Consider the following 19,372-nt stretch of genomic DNA (forward strand, 5'->3'; position numbering starts at 1 on the left):
AGGCGCGCCGCGATAAAGCGGATGAAATTCGACGCGATCGGCGCATCCGTCGAACGCGATGCGCCGATGCGTCGAACCACAACCCCGCCGCTAGTCCGCGCAGGCCGCCGTCCGCACCGGCCTGCCGAGCCAAAGCCCCAGCGCCGCGAGCCCGCCGCAATAAACCAGCCCTTCGACGCTGAACAACGACATCATCCCGAGCACCGCAACGGCGGCGACATAACCGATCCAGCGCCGCGCGCCGCCGCGATGGATCGACACGTATCCGACGACCGCGAGCAGATACAGCACGAAGAAGTTCTGCCCCGCGAGTTGCAGCAGCGTATCGATGCGCACCGCGCCGAGACCGGCCGCGGCGATCACCGCGACGAACACCGCATAGGTCAGCAGCATCGCGCGGGTCGGCGCGCCGCGGCGGTCGAGCCGGCCGACGAAACGCGGCAGCAGTCCGTCGCGTCCCGCCGCGAAGATCGCCCGCGACACCGACACGAACGCCGCGACCACGTTCGCGACGACCAGCAGCGCGCCGATCGCGCCGACCCATCCCCGCCCCGCTGCGCCGAGCCATTCGTTCGCCAGTTGCGCAACCGGCGCGACCTTCCAGCGGTCGTCGGGCAGCGCATACGTCGCGACGATCCACGCGATGAACAGATACAGCGCGGTAACGATGACGAAGCTCGCCCAGATCGACGTCGGCAGATCGCGGCGCGGGTCCCGCATGTCCTCCGCGAGAAACGCGGTCAACTCCCAGCCGGTGAACGCGAACAGGATCACCGGCACGGCGCGCAGGACGCCGTGCCACGCGGCGGCGTCCTCCAACGCGACCGCGGCGGCAGGCGGCGGATGCGCGCTACACAGGAACCCGACGCCGACCGTCATGAGGCCACCGACGATCGACACCGCGATCGCCGTCTGGATCGCGCCCGACACCCGCAGCCCGACGATGCCCGCGACGAACGCGACGGTCACGACGCCGAGCGCGCCTTCGGTGACGCTCACCGCGCCGGCGACCTGCCGCAGATAACCCGCGCCGATCAGCGAGATCGCCGGGATGCCGAGCGTGAACGTGCCGAGCACGATGGTCTCCGCGACGGTCGCCGCGCGCGGCCCGAGGCTCGCGCGCACGTAGCCGACGACCCCGCCGGCGCTCGGATGGGTCCGGCCGAAGTACGAAAAGATTTCGAGCAGCGGCAGCATCGCCGCGGCGACGAGCAGCCACGGCAGATAGCCGAGCCGTCCCGCATACGCGTAACTGAGGCCCGCCAGCGCGAGCAGCCCCGCGCCGACGACGATCGTCACCGACATCGCGGTCGCCACGACCGCGCCGATCTTCTTCCGATCGTCACGCATCGGCGCACCGCGTGCCACGCCCCGCGCCGGACCTGCGCGTCTTCATTCTGTCCGCTTGTGCTGTCGGCAACATGGCCCGCCCTCCCCGCTTCATCGCGTATCACGAAGGGGGAAATTCTAGGGCCGCGCATCACGCGCGCCGCCGACGCTTCGTCGGTCGTCGCGTGCGTTTCGACGGAAGTGGCGATGCGAAGCGACACCGGACAACAAACGCCCGCAAGCCGCCTATTCGTACGTGCGGATGATCGAGTGCGTGGACACGCGCGCGACTTCCGGCTGCGCCTGCAGATAATCGCGCATCGCATGCACGTCGGCGGCGGTCTCGGCCTCGGTCCAGATGAACAGATCGGAACTGCCGGTCACCGACCACGCCTTGTTGAACGGATGCGAAGCGCGGAACCTCGGCACCAGCACTTCGCAGGTGCCGGCCGAGCGCATCGCGATCTCGAACAGCACCGGCCACGGCTTGCGCTTCAGCGTGACGCCGAACGACGCGATCTCACCGCTCGCGACGAGCGCGTCGATCCGGCTCATCACCGCGACCCGCGACCGGTGTACCCGTTTGCCGATTTCCGTCGCGGACATTCTGGAGTCCGTGCCGAGCAAGGCGATGATCTGCCGGTCTATCGCGTCCATGCGTGGTCGAGCCGTGGGCTGAAAGAGGAATTGAACGGGAAACGCGGCGCACGCGGGCCGCGTCGCCGCCGGCTCCGCACGACGCGGCGGCACTGCGCGCCGCGCCCGCGAGATCGAAGGCCGTACGATACCGCGTTCCGCGGCGAATCAGGGAGTCTCGACCGGTCCGTGACCGGTGTTGTCGCCGTTATCGCCGCGCGGCGGCGCGCCGTTGCAGCAGCGTGTCGACGAGCGCTGGCGACACGTAGTGCGGCCCGTCGAACAGATACACGCGATAACCGCGATACGCGTCGAGCTGCGGCCCGAGTTCGTCGGCGGTCGCCGCGCGGAAACCGCCGCCTTCCTTTGGCCTGAACGCTTCCGCGATGATCCGCACCCGGCGGCGGCCGAGCCGTGTCGCGAGCGCGTCCGCATACTCGCGCGCGGCGGCCGGCCCGCGTGCATAGACCCCGCAGCCGTCCTGCAACAGCACGCCGACGTCGCGCGGCAGCCAGCCGGCGAGCCACGCGGCGAGCGCGTCGCCGCCGACGTTGCCGTTGTCGTACACGCTGATCCACAGCGGACGCGGCAGCCGCGCCAGCAGCGGCGCGAGCTTCGGCGCGTCGGTCCACGTCGGATCGACCTCGACCGGAAAATACCAGCCGGTGACGTGCACCGGCGGCCGCACGGCCGCGATCCTCAGCGACCGCTCGACCAGTTCGGCGACGTTCGCGCGCGCCTTCCGTTCGTCCGAATAACCGGCCAGCCCGACGATCACGCCGCGCGCCCACGGCTCGTTCGCGATCCTCACCCAGTCGGGCTGGCGCGGCGCGGGCAGCCCGGCGCCGGCGACGAACGCGACGTCGTCCACCGCCGTCCATTGCAGCAGCAGTTCGTTCACGCCGAGCCGGTCCCAGTCGCCGTGCACGTCGAGCCGGTCGTTCGACAGCTGCCACGCGACGCCCTGCGCCAATGCGTCCGCATGGGCGGGAACCTGCAACGTGCAGCCGGCCGCCGCGGCCATCGCAAGCGCGCTCGCGAGCATCCGCAACGCCGGCGCGAGGCACGATGTAAGCGATGTACGCGCGCCGCGCCACCGCCGCAAAAGCCCCGCTCCGCCGACCCGACCTGCAACGCTCCCCGCCATCGTCCCGATCTCCTTCGCACCAGGCAGCGCGATCGCCCGTCAATACGACAGCACCGTGCCGAAAAACACGCCGCCGCCGCGCCCGTCGCCAGTGATTCGCCAGCGATACTGCACCGACACGTCGATGTACGAGCGCGGCGAATCGTAGAAGCTGTCGCGGAACCAGTAGCGCGACGACACGCCGATGCCGATCCCGACCGGAATGCTGTGATCGATGCTCGAATCGTAGTCCGCGCCGATCACGCCATACGGAAACACGGTGAGCTTCGGGCTGATCCGGTCGAGCCGGTACGTGCGGCCCGCCTCGAAATAGGCGGTCCCGTAGTTCCAGCCGTTGCTCACGTAGTGGCCGACTTCCGCATAGTCCTGCACGGTCCACCACGACGGCACGTCGAGCCGCCGCTCCGTGCCGAAACCGCCCGAATACGCAAGCCGCGCGAGCCAGTCGGAGGGCGCGTGCGAGCCGATCGGAATCAGCCGCTCGAACGCGACGATCGCGTTCACCGTCTCGAACGGCTTTGCGCGCGCGCCGATCGCGCCGAGCGCGGTCGAGATGCCGCTCGGCGCGGTGCCGCCCGCGCCGAAGTCCTGATAGGCCCGCGCATAGACCTCGAACATCCGCTCGCCCAGCGAGCCGAACGGCCGCCAGTAGGCTTCGAGGCCGGTCTGCCAGCTGTTGTAGGTGCCCGGCGCGGTGCCGGTCGCGACGCCCGGCTGCAACCCCGCGCCGCGATAGTTCAGCGACGCGATGAAACCCCAACTGCGCGTGACGTCCGCGTGCGCGTTGCGCAGGTCCTCCAGTTGCAGCAGGGTCGCGGGCGCCACGCCGTCCGGCGGCGACGCGCCGTGGTCGATCGCGCGCGCGAAGTAACCCGCGGCGGGCGCGTCGGCATGCGCGTGAAACGCGGCATAACCCGCATCGGCCGTCGCGGCCGGCGGCAGTTCGCCGGCCGCGTCCGCCTGCGCGAAATACGCGAGCGAGCGGCGGTCGTCGCCCGCGCGCTGCGCGACGTACGCGGCCTGCAACGGCGGCGCGCCGTCGAGCAGGCCCGCGTCGAGCGCCGCGCGCGCCTGCGCCTTTGCGCCGGCCATGTCGCCGGCGGCGACGAGCGCATCGACCAGTTCGATGCGCCGCTCGGGGCTGCGCGGACTCGCGGCGACCGCCTCGCGCGCATACGCGACCGCCGCCGCGTGGTCGCCGCGCTGCGCGGCGAGGATCGACTTGCGCCGCGCGGCGAAACCCGGATCGGCCGCATAGACGTCGCACGCGGCGCCGTACGCATCGACGATGCAGTCGAACACCGGACGCGCGGCGATCGCGATGTCCACCGGCTGCGGCGCGTTTTCGCGCTGCCCGGCCACAGCGAGCCGCTCGCGCGCGTCGAAACGGCGGCTCGCGATCAGCGCGTCGGTGTCGTCGCCGGCCGGCTTCAGCGGCGCGAGCGCGTCGAGCGCGCGCTGCGGCTCGCCGGCCGCGGTCCACACATCCGCGACGATCGCGCGTGCAACGCGCTGGTCGCGCTGCGACGCGTCCGCCGCCTGCAACGCACGGGAGAAGTCGGCTTCGGCGTCGTCGAAGCGGCCCTGCGCGGCGCGCGCATAACCGCGCACGACATAAGGCATCAGCACGGGCTGCACGCCGGCTCCGATCACGTCGGTCGCCGCCTGCTCCAGCGCGCGCATGTCGCGCGACGCGGCGAGCGCATCGAACAGTTGCAGCCGGTAGCCAAGCCGGTCCGGCGCATAGGCGATCGCGTCGCGCGCGTGCGCGGCGGCCTGTGCGAAGTCGCCCGCATCGCGCGCCTTCTGCGCGGCGGCCGCGGACTTCGGCGCAAGCTCCTCGCCGACGAACGCGCGACGGCGGCGCAGTTCGTCGTGGTCGCCGAAACGCTTCGTCGCGTCGAGCGCCGCTTGCCACGCATCGTCGGGACGGCCCGCCGCGCTGGCCGCGTCGATCGCGAGCAGTTGCAGGCGCAGCACGTCGGGACGCAACGCGATCGCCGCGTTCGCGTCGCGCTCCGCGCCGGCGTAGTCGCGGCTCGCGTAGGCCGCATACGCGCGTTGCGCGAGCACGTAGGCCTCGCCAGTCAGATTGTCCGGTGATCCCGCGCCGGGTTTGGTCGATGGCGTCGCGCCGCCGCGCGATGGAGACGCGCGCGGTGCGGCCGTCGCCGCTGCGATCTGCGCATCGATCTGCCGGCGACGCGCAACCAGCGACGCGTCCGGACCGACGTCGCGCTGCGCGTCGGCAAGCGTGCGGCTCGCATCGCCCCAGCGGCGCTGCGCGGCCTGCGCGTTCGCGAGCAGCAGGCGCAGCGACGCGAGGTCCGGGCGCTGGCGGATCGCCTCGCGCGCGTAGCGTTCGGCGGCCGCGTAGTCGTGGCGCGCGTATGCGTCGTAACCCTGCTGCGCGACGCGATAGGCGGCGCCGGTCAGCGGCAGCGGCAACGTGCCCGCGGCCGGCGCGGCTTCGGCAAACTGCGCATGCAGGCCGAGGCTCGCGCATAACGCGGCAAGCGCGAGCGAACGGCGCATCGGCAAGCGGTTCGACGACGGGTCACGGACCACCACACGCACGCGACCGCCGTGCGTGTCGTGCGTGTCGTGCGGATAACCCACTCCCCGCGCATCAAGCTCATCGCCCGACTGGCCCGCACGGAACCCGGCGCCTGCGTCGATCGCCCTATCCGCATCATCACCCTCGCACGCCCAAGCCGAATCGCGCCGATCCACGCCCGCGACCCCGCCAGCCCCATCGCCGCCCGCCAACGACCCAACCGGCGGCGCCGTCATCGCGACATCACCGGTTCGCCCATCCGGCGCTTCTGTTCATCGATCGCGTCCTTCAGCGCGTCGGCAGTGATGACGCCGAGCGCGACCATGTAGTCGCCGATGCGCCCATGATCCGCCGGCCGGTAACGCAGCAGTGCATCCTCGAAGTCCTTGCGGCTCACCGCGCCGCGCTCGATCAGCAGGTCGCCTAGCAGCGGCACCGCGCGCGACGCGGCCGTCTCGTCGTCGGGCGTCCCCGCCACCGGCACGCCGCGCAAAATCCGCAAGCCGGCCGCGATCTCGCCCTCGCGCACGATCCGCTGCACGGCCGGCCGCTTCAGCGCGGCCTGCAGCGTCGCGAACGCATCGTCGGGCAGCGGGCTCGCGGTCAGCAGCACCGCATGGCCGTTGCCGTCGTCGCCATACGGCAGCACGCGGTTGCGCACGACCAGTTCGGGCGGCAGTTGCGACGCGTTGGCCCGCAGCCGCGCTTCGTCCAGATGGTCGCGCGGCAGGTCCGACTGGAACGCGATCGCCTCCGCGAGCGTCTCCTCGTCGAGCCAGCCGTGCGCAAGCAGCACGCGGCCGAGCGGCGCCTGCCCCGCATGCTCGTCGCCGAGCGCGCGCGCGAGCTTCTCCTCGTCGATCGCCTGCCACGACACCAGCAGTTCGCCGAGCCGCTGCCGCCGGTCGGTGAAGCCGTCCGACGACGGGAAGTCGTGCATCGTCTTGTCCCACGCGAGCCGCTTGCCGGTCGCGAGATGCACGAGGAACATCCGCCATGCGCGCGCGACCGCCATGAAATTCACGAAGTTGCCGATCACCATCCGCGGCACCGCGAGCACGCCGTGCTCCCAGCCGTACAGCCGCGTGACGAAATACACGCGTTGCAGCACCCGCAACGACAACGCGATGCCGTTCGCCCACAACACGAAGTACAGGAACCGCGAGTCGATGAACGGCGACGCGATCAGTTGCGGCATCAGCCCGAGCGTGTCCGCGAACGCGAACAGGATGAACTGCACGAGCACGACATACGCGACGATCCCGACGAACGACGTGACGATCCCCTTGCGGTCGCGCGCGAGCAGATAGCGGTTCGCGAGCGACCCGCGCCAGCCGGTCTGCTGCCACCCTTGCAGGCCGATGCCGAGGGTCCAGCGCGCGCGCTGCCGGTACGCGGTGCGAAACGTGTCGGGGAAAAATTCGCGCACGCACAGCGGCATCGTCAGCGTGACGTCGCGCTCGCGGCCGAAGCCGAACCACGACTTGCGGCGCGTCGAGAACTGCACCGGAAAACGCGCGAAGATCGAGTTCATCCCCATCCGGCCGAGCCGTTCACCGACGTCGTAGTCCTCGGTCAGCGTTTCGGTGTTGAACGGCTGGTTGTTCGTCTGTTCCGCGAGGCCGATCAGCGCGCGCCGCGAGAAGCAGGTGCCGACGCCGGCCGACGGCACCGCGCCCGCGATGCTCTCGCGCACGACGAGATCCTTCGCGTGCCATTCCGCGAACTCGTCCATGTAGGTGCCGGCGACGAGTTCGTACCAGTCGCGCTCCAGCGACGCGACCGGCAACTGGATCATGTCCTTGCGCGGCAGCAGGTAGTTGAAGAAGCGCAGTTCGAGCGGATGCAGCACGTCCTCGCTGTCGTGCAGGATCACGCCGGCGAACTCGACGCCGGTCTCCTGCTCCAGCCGGAAGATCGCCTGGATGATCCAGTTCAGGCAGTCGGCCTTGCAGGTCGGGCCGTCGTGCGGCACTTCCACGCGATGCAGCTGCTTGTAGCGCCGGCGCATCCGCTCGACCTCGGCGATGGTCGGCGCGTCGTTCTGGTAGGTGCCGACGAACACCACGTAGTTCGTGTAGTCGAGCACGCGCACGAGGTCGGTGACCATCGACGCGATCACGTCGTCCTCCTTCCACGCGGGCACCATGATCGCGAGCGGCTGCTGCTCGCGCGCGTACAGTTCCTCCGGGCGCAGCGGCCGGTAGCGGCGCGCAACCGTGAAATAGCGGTACGTCGTGCGGACCCAGTACCACGCGTCGATGAACAGGTCGTCGGCGCTCGACAGCAGGATCAGCACCGCGACCCCCATCGCGACGTATTCCATCCCGTGGTAGTAGTGGCCGAGCAGATAACCGCTCCACCATTTGAGCGTGTCGAACGTCACGGTCAGCCCTGCCTGTCGTGCGGAGGGGTGTCGGGGGGGCCTTCGCCGGGTTTGCCGGGTTTGCCCGATGTGCCTGGCGCTCCGGGTTCAGCCGGCGATCCGGACGACTCCGCCGCTCCCCGCGTCGCGGCACCGCCATCCGGTCCCGGCGGCGGGGGCGGAGCCGATGAAGCCGATGAACCCGACGAACCCGACGCAGGCGGCGGCTCGCCCGGCCCGCCGTTCTTCTCGCGACGCCGCCTGCGCGCCGCGTTCGCCGCGAAGATCAGCAGCAGCAGCACGACGATCGCGAGCGCCGGCATGCCCCACGCGGACCAGTGCTGCGTGAGCCACGCGCGCTGCCGGTCCTCCGGCGGCACGCCGCCCGGCCGCTGCGTGTCGAACGACTTCAGCGCGCCGGTCGCATCGACGACGACGATGTCGCCGCTCAACAGTTGCAGCGTCGCCGGCAGCACTGGCGCGGCGGCGCCGACGGTCCGGTACAGCACGCCCGTCGTGCCGCCGGAATGCACGACTTCGAGCACGCCGAGCCGCGTGAGGCCCGCGAGGTCCGCGAGCGGCGCGCCGGAGCGGCCCTTGATCGTCAGCCGGCCGCCGTCGAACGTCGCCGGCCCGGACAGATCGGTGACGGCGACGTCGGCCGCGAGGAACGGCCCCGCCGGCTGCGCGGCCTGGCCGCCGGCGACGACCGCCAGCGTCGCGCGCGTCGGCGCGATGCCGACCGCGTTCGCGAGCCGCGCGACGCGCGGCAGCGAGTCGGCCGGGTTCGCGAGATACGCGTCCGGCACCAGCAGGCTCGCGCTCTGCGCGTAACGAACGATCATCCCGGTGAAGTTGTCTTCGAGGCGGCCTTCGCCGAGCACCAGATGGCTGCCGGGCAGCACCGCCGCCGGGTAGCCGGCCGCGCGCGGCTGGCAGCCGCCTTCCGGCTGGCGCTGGAACAGCACGCGCAACTGGTTCACCGAGCCGAGCGCATAACCGGGGATGGCCGCGCTCACGCGCTGCGGGCGGCCGTCGGTCGACAGCAGCCGCGAGCCGATCAGCACGCCGTTGAAAAAGATCGACGCGGTCTGCGCGTTGCGCACCGACGCGGCGGCGGCCGCCAGATCGAGCACGACCGCGCGCGGCACCTTGCCGTTGCCGGACACCGCCGCGAGATCGAACGTCGCGTCCCACGACGCGCTCGTCAGCACGTCGAGCGTGCGCGGCGCGCCGCCGACGAGCGACAGCGCGAGGCGGTCCGTGTCGCCGCCCGCACTCAGGTTCGGCGCGCGGTCGAGCGCATGCACGACGAGCCGGTTCGATACGTCGAGCGGCGTCCACGTGCGCGACAGCGCGGCGACGCCGGCCGTGTCGCCGACCACGACGACCGGCTGCCCGCCGAGCCGCGCGACGCCGACGTCGCCCGCGACTGGCGCGCCGCCGCCGAGCGGGCCGGCCGCGCCGCTGCGCCATGCGTCGAACGCGGCGGCCGCGTCCGGCGAGACGCCGGCCACTTCCGCGCGCAACGCGTCGAATGCCTCGCCAAGCCGCGCGCGCAGCGCGTCGTCCGCGATCACGACGTTCGGCGCGAACGCGCCGGCCGGCGCGAGCGCGACCAGCGCGCCGAGTTCGGCCGGGTTCGCGAGCCTGTGCTGGCCGCCGGACGCGAGCGCGGCGAACGCCGGCACGGCCTGCAACGCGGCCGGCACCGACGCGCCCGCGAGGCTCACCGTGTCGCCGACCGCCGGCACGACCTGCACGACCGGCTCCGCGCCCGCGCGCATCAGCAGCGACTCGACGCGCCACGCGACGTCGTACGCGGGTGCGCCGAGCCGGCCGCCGCCGACCGCGACCACCGGCTTCGGCGGCAGCGCGCTCCATGCGCCGCGCACGTCGCCGATCGCGGACGTGTCGTACTGGTACGTGAGCCGCGACGTCGGCGCGATGCGCCACAGGTTGCCGATCGCGGTCTGGTCCGCGCAGACGTTGTCGTCGATCACCGACGACCACTGCACGCCGACGCGCACGAACCCGGACGGCCGCGGCGAGCCGTCGACGCCGATGTTCACCGCGCCGTCGCCCTGCGCGTCGGTCACGCTGCGCGCGAGCACCGGCGAGCCGTCGAGCGACAGCACGAAGGTCGTGCGGCCGCCGTCGCCGTGCAGGTAACCGCCGTCGAGTTGCAGCGTCGCGTTGCTGACCGGCAGGCCGAGCGGCACCGGGAAATAAAGCTCCTGGCTCGCGTCCGGCGCACGCAGCAGGATCGGCTCGCGCACGCCGAGGTCCGCGAGCGACACCGTGCGCGATTCGACGCGGCCCGCGCCCAGTTGCGCGAACGCGGCCGCGAGATCGCCGGGCGCGGCGTGCGCCGCCGGCATCGTCAGGATGGCGGCGAGAACGGCAAACACGGTGGAAAACACGGCGCGAAACGTCGTGCGCCGCGCTCGCGGCCTCGCGCAGGCGGCGGCGATCCGCATGTCGCCCACAGCCGGAACAACCCGTTCGAACGCGCGGCGCGGCGCAGTGAGATTGGAGGTCACGTCTTTATGTCCCATGTTGTCGGCACGCGCGGCCGCGCGTGCTGCCCGCGAAGCACGGCACGCTTCCCGGTCGCCGGGAAAGCAGCCGTCACACCGATCGATCACTGCGGACTGCAAGACTGCCTTTACGAACGAACCCACACGACCAGCGGCGGCCGACGTCCACCGCCGCATCAATCCTCGACCGGCGGCGCGGTGCGTCCGGGATGGCGATAGCCCGGCAACACGCGGCTCGCAAACGGCTCGAACGGCTTGCCGGTCAGCGCGGCGACGATCCGTTCGGACGCGTGGCCGTCGCCGTACGGATTCACGCGCCGCGCGAACGCGCGCCGCTCCGCTTCGTCGTCCACGAGTTGCAGCACCGACTGCTGAATCGCGTTGCGATCGGTGCCGACGAGCCGCACGGTCCCCGCCGCGAGCGCCTCCGGCCGTTCGGTCACGTCGCGCATCACGAGCACCGGCTTGCCGAGCGCGGGCGCTTCCTCCTGCACGCCGCCCGAGTCGGTCAGCACGATCGACGCGCGCTGCATCAGGCGCACGAACTCCGGGTAGTCGAGCGGATCGGTCAGATAGACATCGTTCAGGTGTCCGAGCGTCCCGAGCACCGGGCCGCGCACGTTCGGATTCAGGTGGACCGGATAGACGATCTGCATCTTGCCGGTCTGCGCGAGCGCGGCGAGCGCCGCGCAGATGTTCGCAAAACCCTCGCCGAAACTCTCGCGGCGATGGCCGGTCACGAGCAGCAGCGGCCGGCCGCGATCGGGCGGCTCCAGATACGGGAACTGCGCGTCGATGCGTGCGCGCATCGGCGCGTCGCCGTCGAGCCGCGCGCACATCAGATGCAGCGCGTCGATCACCGTGTTGCCGGTGACGATCACGCGGCCGCCGAGCGCCTCCGCTTCGAGATTCGCCTGCGAACTCGCGGTCGGCGCGAACAGCAGGTCGCCGATCACGTCGACGACGCGCCGGTTCATCTCCTCGGGCCAGGGTTCGTACAGGTTGCCGGTGCGCAGTCCGGCTTCGACGTGACCGACCGGAATCCGCCGATGGAACGCGGCGAGCGCGGCCGCCATGCTGGTCAGCGTGTCGCCATGGACGAGCACGCGGTCGGGCCGCTCCGTTTCGAGCACGCCGTCGATGCCGGCGAAGAGCCGCGACGCGAGACCGTTCAGCGTCTGGTTCGCGGTCATCGCGGCGAGGTTGTGGTTGGGAACGACGCCGAACAGGTCGAGCACCTGCTGCAACATCGTCTGATGCTGGCCCGTCACGCAGACGACCGACTGCACGTCGCCGTCGGCTTCGAGCCGCTTCACGAGCGGCACCATCTTGATCGCTTCGGGCCGCGTTCCGAATATCGACAGGATACGCACGGGGAAACCTTCAAGGTGACAGCGTAAGTTCCGGCGCCGTCCCACGCTACCCGCGGACGGCACCCCCTTCGACGTCTTACCCCGTTTGCTTCGGTTTGCTTCGGTCAGCTTTATGTTTGCAGACGCAACGCGGTCCCTACTCTACAGCGTTTGCGGATGCTTCGACGGCTGGATGGCGGCTCGATCGAGGCAGCGGCGAGGCGGCTGCGCGAATCGAGTTCGATGTCCCGGCTACTGTTTAACCGTTCCCGGTCGTTTTCGCAACCCTGTATGCATCCCGCGTCGCGCGATTCGCACGCACGGCCAGGTTCAAGGATGGCCGGGAACGGTGCGTGACGACGCGGCAGGCGCGGGTCAGCCCTGCGAATCGTCGAGCGCGGCGGCCAGCTCGCCGATCCGGTCCGGCGTGTACACGGCGACCCCATGCGCACGCAGCAGCGCGGCCGTCACGCCTTCGCCGGGATGGTCCGCGCCGGAAAACGTGCCGTCGTAAATGAACGTGCTCCCGCACGACGGACTGCCGTCGGTCAGCAACGCATGCCGGCAGCCGCCGGCGATCGCAAGCGCCAGGGCGTGCCGCGCGCTGGCGACGAACACAGCCGTGACGTCGTTGCCGCGCGTGTCGCGGATCGCCGCCACGCCCGCGAGCACGTCCGCGCCGGAGCGCCGCGCGACGATCTCGGCCGGAAGCCGCGGTATGCCGAGCCCCGCCGCGACCTCGGGGCACACGATCACGAGCCGATCTTCAGCGAGCCAACGGCCGATCAGCGGATCGCGCACGCGCCTGGACGCGCCGTCGTAACGGACCGGCTGCCCGACGAGGCATGCGCTAACGAGGATTTTTTGCATACGGCGGCGCTCCGGTTGTCCGTCTGTCACGGGATAGCCGCGATTGCAGGGCGCCGCCGCGCGCTCACCACGGCAGGATCTCGTTGCGGTAGTTCACGAACACGAGCCCGCGCGTGCCGCGACGCGCGTCGATCGCGCGGACGACGCCCGCAATGCTCGTATCGATGTCGAGCGGCGCGGCGTCGGTGCCCATCGCGGTGCGGACCCAGCCCGGCGCGATCACGTACCACGTGCGCGTATCGCCGGCGCGGCGCGCGACGACCGAGCGCATCAGCGAATTCAGCGCGGCCTTGCTCGCGCGATACACCTCCCAGCCGCCGTCGACGTTGTCCGCGACGCTGCCGAGTTCCGACGACATCACCGCGATGCGGCCGTCGTCGACGACCCGGTCCGCGAAACGCTCGACCACGCGCAGCGGGCTCAACGCGTTCGTCAGCATCACCTGCTGGAACGTCTGCGTGGACACGTCGCCGACCTTCTCGTCCGGATCGTTCGCGATGCCCGCGTTCACGTACAGCAGATCGAGCCGCACGTCCGCGAGCCGCGCGGCGAGTGCATCGACTTCCGCCGGTGCGTTGATGTCCACGGCCTCGATGCGCAGCCGGCCGCCGGCTTCGTTTTGCAGCGCGTGCAGCGGCGTTTGCGCGTGCGGGTCGCGCACCGTCGCGATCACCTGCCAGCCGCCGCGCAGATATTCGCGCGCGAGGCCCCAGCCCAGGCCGCGCGACGCGCCGACGATCAACGCGACCGGTTGCCGTCCAGTCAGTCCAGTCATCACAAGCTCCTTCGTCACATTCGGGTTTCAGGCGGGCCGCGCGGATCGCGCGGCACCGTGTCGACGTCGATTGTCCGTGGACGGGGTCGATATAGCGAGCGCATCGGTGTCAATGGAATCATGACCTGGTGGCATGAGCCGGTTTTGCTTGGCCGTGTCGATGCGCGAAGCGGCATAAGCGTTTTAGGTGTGGAAACGCAGCGGCCGCTCGCGCGCAACGCACGCCGAACCGGCAACGGCTTCACGACGAACGGCATGCACAGTATCGGCGCGGCGGCGAATTTCGTCTCCGTCCGCCTGTTTCGTTCCGTTCGATGAAGCGCCGTTACGCGAGCGTCGCGCTCGCCTGCATCGTCAGCCAGCCTTCGTGGTCCTTCGCCCACAGCTCGACCGTGCGGCCGTCGTCCGACGGCTTGCCGCAGACCGTCAACGCATGGCCCGCGAAGGTCGGGCGCACCGCGCGGAACGCGAACGTTTCGAGCGTCGCGCCGGGCAACTCGCGGCGCACCAGATCGACCAGCAGCGTCGCGATCAGCGGACCGTGCACGATCAGCCCCGGATAACCTTCTTCGTTCGTCACGTACGGGAAGTCGTAGTGAATCCGGTGGCCGTTGAACGTCAGCGCCGAATAGCGGAACAGCAGCACCGGGTCGGCGTTCAGCGTACGCTCCCATGCCTGATCCGCGCGCGCGGCGATCGGCTTCGGTCCGCCCGCGCCCGGCCGCGGCTCGTCGCGATAGACGATGTCGTGTTCCTCGTCGACGCACAGTTGACCGTCCGTCTCGACGCGATGCTGGACCGTCACGAACACGAGCCGGCCGCTGCGGCCGGTCTTGTCCTCGATCGACGCGATCGTCGACGTGCGCGTCGCCCGCGTGCCGGCGCGCAGCGGCGCATGAAACGAGAAGCGGCCGCCCGCCCACATCCGGCGCGGCAGCGGCACCGGCGGCAGGAATCCGCCGCGCTTCGGATGACCGTCCGGCCCGACCTGCGCCAGCGGCGCGACCGGCAGGAAATACAGCCAGTGCCACAGCGGCGGCACCACCTCGCCGGGCGGCTCGCGGTCGAGCGTCGCCGCGAGCGCGCGCAGCGGGAACGACGTGATGTCGTCGGTCAGCGTTTCGGTCCTGTCGAGCCACGCGTCGAGCGGCGCTGCGGTTGCGTTGGCGTCTGCGTCGGCGTCTGCGTTGGCGTGGAAAGGCGTTTCGGATGCCGGCACGGCTCTGTCTCCCAGGGCGATGAAATGCCTCACTATGAACCGTTCGCGCGCGTTCGCGAAGTTCGCATTTCCGAACCGGGTCTCCGGATTGGCTTAATGCACGCCCGGCATGATCGCGGTGCGGGTCCCGCATCGGCTCCGCGCGCCCATGAAAAAGGGCGCACGGCCCGCAGGCGGTGCGCCCTGTTCACGCGCCGGCACAACTGGCCGGCGCGCGGCATCGCGTTACGTCACGTCAAGGGATCAGCCACAGCGCGGCCGCGTAGATCACGAGCGACACGACAAAGGTGATCGCCGTATACCCCATCACGCGCTGGATCCGGATGCCCGCGATCGCGACCACCGGCACCGCCCAGAACGGTTGCAGCATGTTCGACACGTTCTCGGCCATCGCGACGCCCATCGCGGTGCGCGCCACCGATGCGTGCAGGTCGAGCGCGGCCGGCAGCACGAACGGCCCCTGCACGGCCCAGTGGCCGCCCGCGCTCGGAATCAGCAGCGTGATGATCGCGGAACTCAGGAAGCTCCATACCGGCAGCGTCGCCGGCGTCGCGATCGCGACGAACGTCTTCGCGATCGTCGACGCGAGGCCGGTGCCGGTCATGATCCCCATGATGCCGCCGTACACCGGGTATTGCAGCAGCATCGAGCCGGTCTGCCGCGCGGCGCGGCGGATCGCGTCCGCATACGCGATCGGGCGGCCCTGCAGCACGAGGCCGATCAGCAGGAAGATCAGGATCGTCGTGTTGATGTCGAGTTCGAAACCCTTGTCGCGCCACGTCATCGCGAGGTAGCCGACGCCGAGCGCGACGAGCAGCAGCGTGCCGAGCACCGAGCGTTCCGCGCGCGCGGCAAACGACGTCGGCGCGGCGCCGCGCGCGTGCGGGTCGGCGTTGGCCGCGCCGCCTTCGGCCGCGGCGGGCTCGCTGAACGGCACGACGTCGTCCGGCTTCGGATGCATGCGGATGAAGATCGCGGTCATCACGACGACGACCAGCACGCTCGGCACGAACACGAACGGCGCGAACACGGTGTCGGTCAGCGGCACCACGTGGCCGGTCGCTTTCTCGACGAGATTCAGCGCGTTGCCGTGCGACGCCTGGGACAGCGCGATCGAACTCGACAGCCCGCTGTTGCAGATCGACCATGCGGAATAACTGCCGGCGACGAGCCACGCGAAATCGACCTTCACGCGCTTCGCGATCTCGCGCGACAGCAGCGCGCCGACGATCAGCCCGAGCCCCCAGTTCAGCCATGCGGCAACCGCGACGATCGGGAACACCATCAGCGCGGCGCGCGTCGGCGTGCTCGCGTGCGCGGCCATCGCGCGCAATCCGCGCTGCACGAGCGGCGCATCCGCGATCGCGAAGCCGGTCGCGAGAATCAGGATCATCTGCAGCGCGAAGCCGAGGATGTTGAACGTGCCGTTGTACCAGGCGGTGAGGATCGTCGGCAGCGTCGCGTGCGGGCCGAACACCGCCGCGAGCACGCAGACGACGAACGTGAGCCCGATCGACAGCACGAACGGGTCCGGCATCACCTGCTCGAATACGTACACGAGCCCGGCGACCACGCCGCGCCCGCCGTCGCGACCGCGGGCGGCGGACGCGAGGGGTTGTCTCTGTTCCATGTTCAGTCTTCCTTCTGTTTCTGGCATCGCGACGCCGCGCGCGGCGTCGCCGGTTCTCCGGCTTCGTATGTTGCGCATGCAGCGGGAGGCTGTGGATGCGCGCCGGATGTCATAGGACGGCGAAACATAACCGATTCCGGCGTTTCGTGCAGCGTCCGTTGCAGCGCGGGCCTTTGCGGCCGTCCGTATGCCCGCGAATGCTTTCAGAAAGACTTCAGCATGGATTCAGATTCATTTCGGCGCGGCCGCGCGCAGCACGCACGGCCGCTCGTGCGGATGCCACGGCAGCAGGTCCGCGCGCTCGCGGCGATGGCCGTGGTGGCGTCGTTCGGGCGCGAGCGCCGCTTCGACGAGCCTCACGCGCGCGTCACTCCATCGGCGTCGGCGCACGGCGCTCCTCCTCGCGATGCCGGCGCGCGCCGGTTCGAATGGCGTTCATCTGTCTCCCCCGTTTTTTATCGGTTCGCGGCGGTGCGGCCGTTATAGTTCGAGCACCAGCCGCTTCCCCTTCGCGCGCGAACAGCAGGTCATCATCCGCGTGTTCGCGTCGCGTTCCGCGCGGGTCAGCACGACGTCGCGATGATCGACGTCGCCGCCGAGCACGCGCACCTCGCACGATCCGCACAGCCCTTCCTCGCAGTCGCTCTGCACGTCGATGTTCGCGCGGCGCAGCGCGTCGAGCACCGTCTGGTCCGCCGCGACGTTCAGCACGAGCCCCGAGTCCTTCAGTTCGACTTCGAATGCGTGCTCGTGCGCCGGATCGAGCGTGCCGGCGCTCGCCGCGAAGTGCTCGACGCGCAGCGCGTCGTCGGGCCACGCGCCGCTTTGGGCCTGCAATGCGTCGAGCATCCGCGCCGGGCCGCACGCATACACGCGGGTCCGTTCGTCGACCCGCAGCGCCGCGAAGTCGTTGCGCGCGCCTTCGTCCGACACGTACAGATGCAGCCGTTCGCCATGCAGCGCGCGCAACGCGTCGACCAGCGCCATCGACGCGCGCGAGCGGCCGCTGTAGTGCAGTTCGTAGTCGATGCCGAGTTCGCGCGCGCGGCGCGCCATCGCGCTGACCGGCGTGATGCCGATGCCGCCCGCAATGAATAGCGCGCGCCGGCAGGTCTCGTCGAGCCGGAAGTGGTTGCGCGGCCCGCGCAGCTTCAGGCGCGCGCCGGGCCGCAACGCATCGTGTATCCACGCGGACCCGCCGCGGCTGTGCGGCTCGCGCAGCACCGCGATCTCGAACGCGCGCGTATCGGCCGGATCGCCGCACAGCGAGTATTGGCGCGACAGGCCGCCATCGCCGCATTCGATATCGACGTGCGCGCCCGGCGCCCAGCGCGGCAGTGCCGCGCCGTCGGGCGCGACGAGCCGCAGCCGCACGATCCCTTCGGCTTCCGCGTCGATCCGCTCGACGAGCACCGGGCGGCTCAACGCATGCGCGGACGGCTCGCCGATCCGCACCGGCGCGCGCGCGTCGAGCAGCGCGCGGTTCGTGCGCTCCGGATTGCGCGCCGGGTCCCACTCGACCCACAGATGCTCCGGTCCGCGAAACGACGTGTTCGGGACGTACGTGAAGTCCTGGGCCGCGAGCCGCAGGTGCGGCAGCCGGCGCGTCAGTTCTTCGAGAAAGATCTGCATCTCCATGCGCGCGAGGTTCTTGCCCATGCACTGATGCGCGCCGTAGCCGAACGTCAGCTGATCGCTCGCGTTGTCGCGGCGGATGTCGAACAGGTCCGCGTCCGCGAAGTGGCGCTCGTCGTGATTCGCGGACGACGTGACGATCAGCAGCTTCGAGCCGGCCGGAATGTCGATGCCGCCGATCTGCACGTCCTTCGTCGCCAGCCGCCGCCACGCGGCGATCGAGCCGTTGTGGCGCAGGCATTCCTCGACCGCGTTCGGGATCAGCCCCGGGTCGTCGCACAACTCGCGCCATGCGCGCGGGTGCTGGAGCAGCAGCTTGATCGCGTTCGCCGACGCGTTCGCGGTCGTCTCGTGCGCGGCGACGATGCCGGCCATCATCATCGAATGCAGATACGAGTCGGTGACGACGTCCGGATGCAACTTCTGCTGCCGGATGCCGTACTGCATCCAGCCTGGGCCGTCCGGGTGCTCGCGCATCCGGTCGAGCACCTTGCCCGCGAACTGCCAGAAGTGGCCGACCGCGTGCGCGACCTCGACCTGCTCTTCCGGCTTCGGCCGCCCCCACGTGTTGACCGTGTGCGCGATCGAGTAGCGGCGCAGCATCGCCATGTCCTCTTCCGGCACGCCGAGAAAATGCAGCGCGACCGTGAGCGGCACTTCCCACAGCAACTGGTCGACGAGATCCGCGCGGCCGTCGTCGATGAAACGGTCCACGTATTCGCGCGCGAGCCGCCGCACCATCGGCTCGTGATGCTTCAGATGCTCCGGCGTGAACGGCTCCATCAGCACGCGGCGGCGCGGCATGTGCGCGGGTTCGTCCTCGTTCACCAGCGTGCGGTTCATCGCGTAGCCGTACGACGCGAGCACCGCGTTCGCCTCGGGGCCGGTCGGCGTGATCTTTTCCAGCGCGATCGACGGCGAGAACGTCAGGTTGTCGCGAAAGATCGCCTTGATGTCGTCGTAGCGCGTGACGACCCAGTAGCCCAGTTGCGGGCTGTAGAACACCGGCTCCTGCTCGCGCGCCCAGCGCACGTAGTCGGGCGGGTCCTGCTGGTAGCCGTCGCTGAACGGGTCGAACGCGGCCGCGCCCGCGCTGACCGGGCACGCGGACGCGGCAGCCGCCGCCGCGCCGTGCGGGAACGGGCAGCGCGCGGCGGCGGGTGAAGAAGCGGCTTCGCTCATCGGGTCATCTCCGGCATCGTTCATTTTGCGTAAATGTAGTACGCGTTGCGTAAATCGCGGATTGGGGTTAACCTCGAACGCACCCCGCCGTTCCCCAAAAAGTTCCCCCACAAGCCCCACTGCGCGGCCCTATGC

The 19,372-nt window shown here is 70.5% G+C and carries 14 protein-coding genes; 1 reads left to right on the top strand and 13 read right to left on the bottom strand.

Translation table 11 applies throughout. The annotated features are described in order from the left end of the window. Positions 1 to 90: 90 nt before the first annotated feature. The 9 genes from BLV92_RS11640 to BLV92_RS11680 form a co-directional block, all read right to left on the bottom strand. Positions 91 to 1,350 carry an APC family permease gene (locus BLV92_RS11640; protein ID WP_090730098.1) on the bottom strand — a complete coding sequence of 420 codons (1,260 nt, stop codon included), beginning with the start codon at positions 1,348 to 1,350 and terminating at the stop codon, positions 91 to 93. A 225-nt stretch (positions 1,351 to 1,575) separates the two neighbouring features. Continuing rightward, the gene (locus BLV92_RS11645) at positions 1,576 to 1,986 is read right to left on the bottom strand and encodes an Lrp/AsnC family transcriptional regulator (RefSeq protein WP_090545019.1); all 411 of its coding nucleotides are present in this window, start codon (positions 1,984 to 1,986) and stop codon (positions 1,576 to 1,578) included. A gap of 187 nt (positions 1,987 to 2,173) precedes the next feature. Further along, positions 2,174 to 3,010 (bottom strand): alpha-amylase family protein, encoded by an 837-nt coding sequence (locus tag BLV92_RS11650; RefSeq protein ID WP_090545021.1) that lies wholly within the window; start codon positions 3,008 to 3,010, stop codon positions 2,174 to 2,176. A 141-nt stretch (positions 3,011 to 3,151) separates the two neighbouring features. Further along, complete coding sequence (locus tag BLV92_RS11655) at positions 3,152 to 5,731, bottom strand: bacteriophage N4 adsorption protein A (RefSeq protein WP_244283780.1); 2,580 nt, start codon at positions 5,729 to 5,731, stop codon at positions 3,152 to 3,154. A 170-nt stretch (positions 5,732 to 5,901) separates the two neighbouring features. Then, on the bottom strand, positions 5,902 to 8,055 hold the full coding sequence (locus tag BLV92_RS11660) for a glycosyl transferase family protein (RefSeq protein WP_090545023.1): 2,154 nt from the start codon (positions 8,053 to 8,055) through the stop codon (positions 5,902 to 5,904). A gap of 2 nt (positions 8,056 to 8,057) precedes the next feature. Next, on the bottom strand, positions 8,058 to 10,457 hold the full coding sequence (locus BLV92_RS11665) for a cellulose biosynthesis cyclic di-GMP-binding regulatory protein BcsB (RefSeq protein WP_244283781.1): 2,400 nt from the start codon (positions 10,455 to 10,457) through the stop codon (positions 8,058 to 8,060). Between the two features lie 293 nt (positions 10,458 to 10,750). Continuing rightward, positions 10,751 to 11,947: a non-hydrolyzing UDP-N-acetylglucosamine 2-epimerase gene (gene wecB / locus BLV92_RS11670; protein ID WP_090545025.1), complete on the bottom strand. Its 1,197-nt coding sequence runs from the start codon at positions 11,945 to 11,947 to the stop codon at positions 10,751 to 10,753. A 354-nt stretch (positions 11,948 to 12,301) separates the two neighbouring features. Next, positions 12,302 to 12,796, bottom strand: a complete 495-nt coding sequence (locus tag BLV92_RS11675; protein WP_090545027.1) for a 2-thiouracil desulfurase family protein — start codon at positions 12,794 to 12,796, stop codon at positions 12,302 to 12,304. 64 nt (positions 12,797 to 12,860) lie between these two features. After that, positions 12,861 to 13,571, bottom strand: coding sequence for an SDR family NAD(P)-dependent oxidoreductase (locus BLV92_RS11680; protein ID WP_090545029.1), 711 nt, complete (start codon positions 13,569 to 13,571; stop codon positions 12,861 to 12,863). 120 nt (positions 13,572 to 13,691) lie between these two features. Between BLV92_RS11680 and BLV92_RS31505 the strand changes: the two genes are divergently transcribed. After that, a complete protein-coding gene (locus BLV92_RS31505) occupies positions 13,692 to 13,889 on the top strand; it encodes a hypothetical protein (protein WP_143040673.1) in 198 nt (65 codons plus the stop codon). Between the two features lie 7 nt (positions 13,890 to 13,896). Here BLV92_RS31505 and BLV92_RS11685 read toward each other — a convergent pair whose 3' ends face one another. The 4 genes from BLV92_RS11685 to BLV92_RS11695 form a co-directional block, all read right to left on the bottom strand. Then, complete coding sequence (locus BLV92_RS11685; protein WP_244283823.1) at positions 13,897 to 14,688, bottom strand: HTD2 family dehydratase; 792 nt, start codon at positions 14,686 to 14,688, stop codon at positions 13,897 to 13,899. Positions 14,689 to 15,025: 337 nt separating this feature from the next. Then, entirely contained in the window at positions 15,026 to 16,420 is a 1,395-nt protein-coding gene (locus BLV92_RS11690; RefSeq protein ID WP_090545033.1) for a short-chain fatty acid transporter, read from the bottom strand. Positions 16,421 to 16,651: 231 nt separating this feature from the next. Then, positions 16,652 to 16,780, bottom strand: a complete 129-nt coding sequence (locus BLV92_RS32900) for a hypothetical protein (RefSeq protein ID WP_256216314.1) — start codon at positions 16,778 to 16,780, stop codon at positions 16,652 to 16,654. A 120-nt stretch (positions 16,781 to 16,900) separates the two neighbouring features. Beyond that, complete coding sequence (locus BLV92_RS11695; RefSeq protein ID WP_090545035.1) at positions 16,901 to 19,237, bottom strand: cytochrome P450/oxidoreductase; 2,337 nt, start codon at positions 19,235 to 19,237, stop codon at positions 16,901 to 16,903. Positions 19,238 to 19,372: the final 135 nt, after the last annotated feature.

The organism is Paraburkholderia caballeronis, assembly GCF_900104845.1.
In the GTDB taxonomy this organism is placed as follows: domain Bacteria; phylum Pseudomonadota; class Gammaproteobacteria; order Burkholderiales; family Burkholderiaceae; genus Paraburkholderia; species Paraburkholderia caballeronis.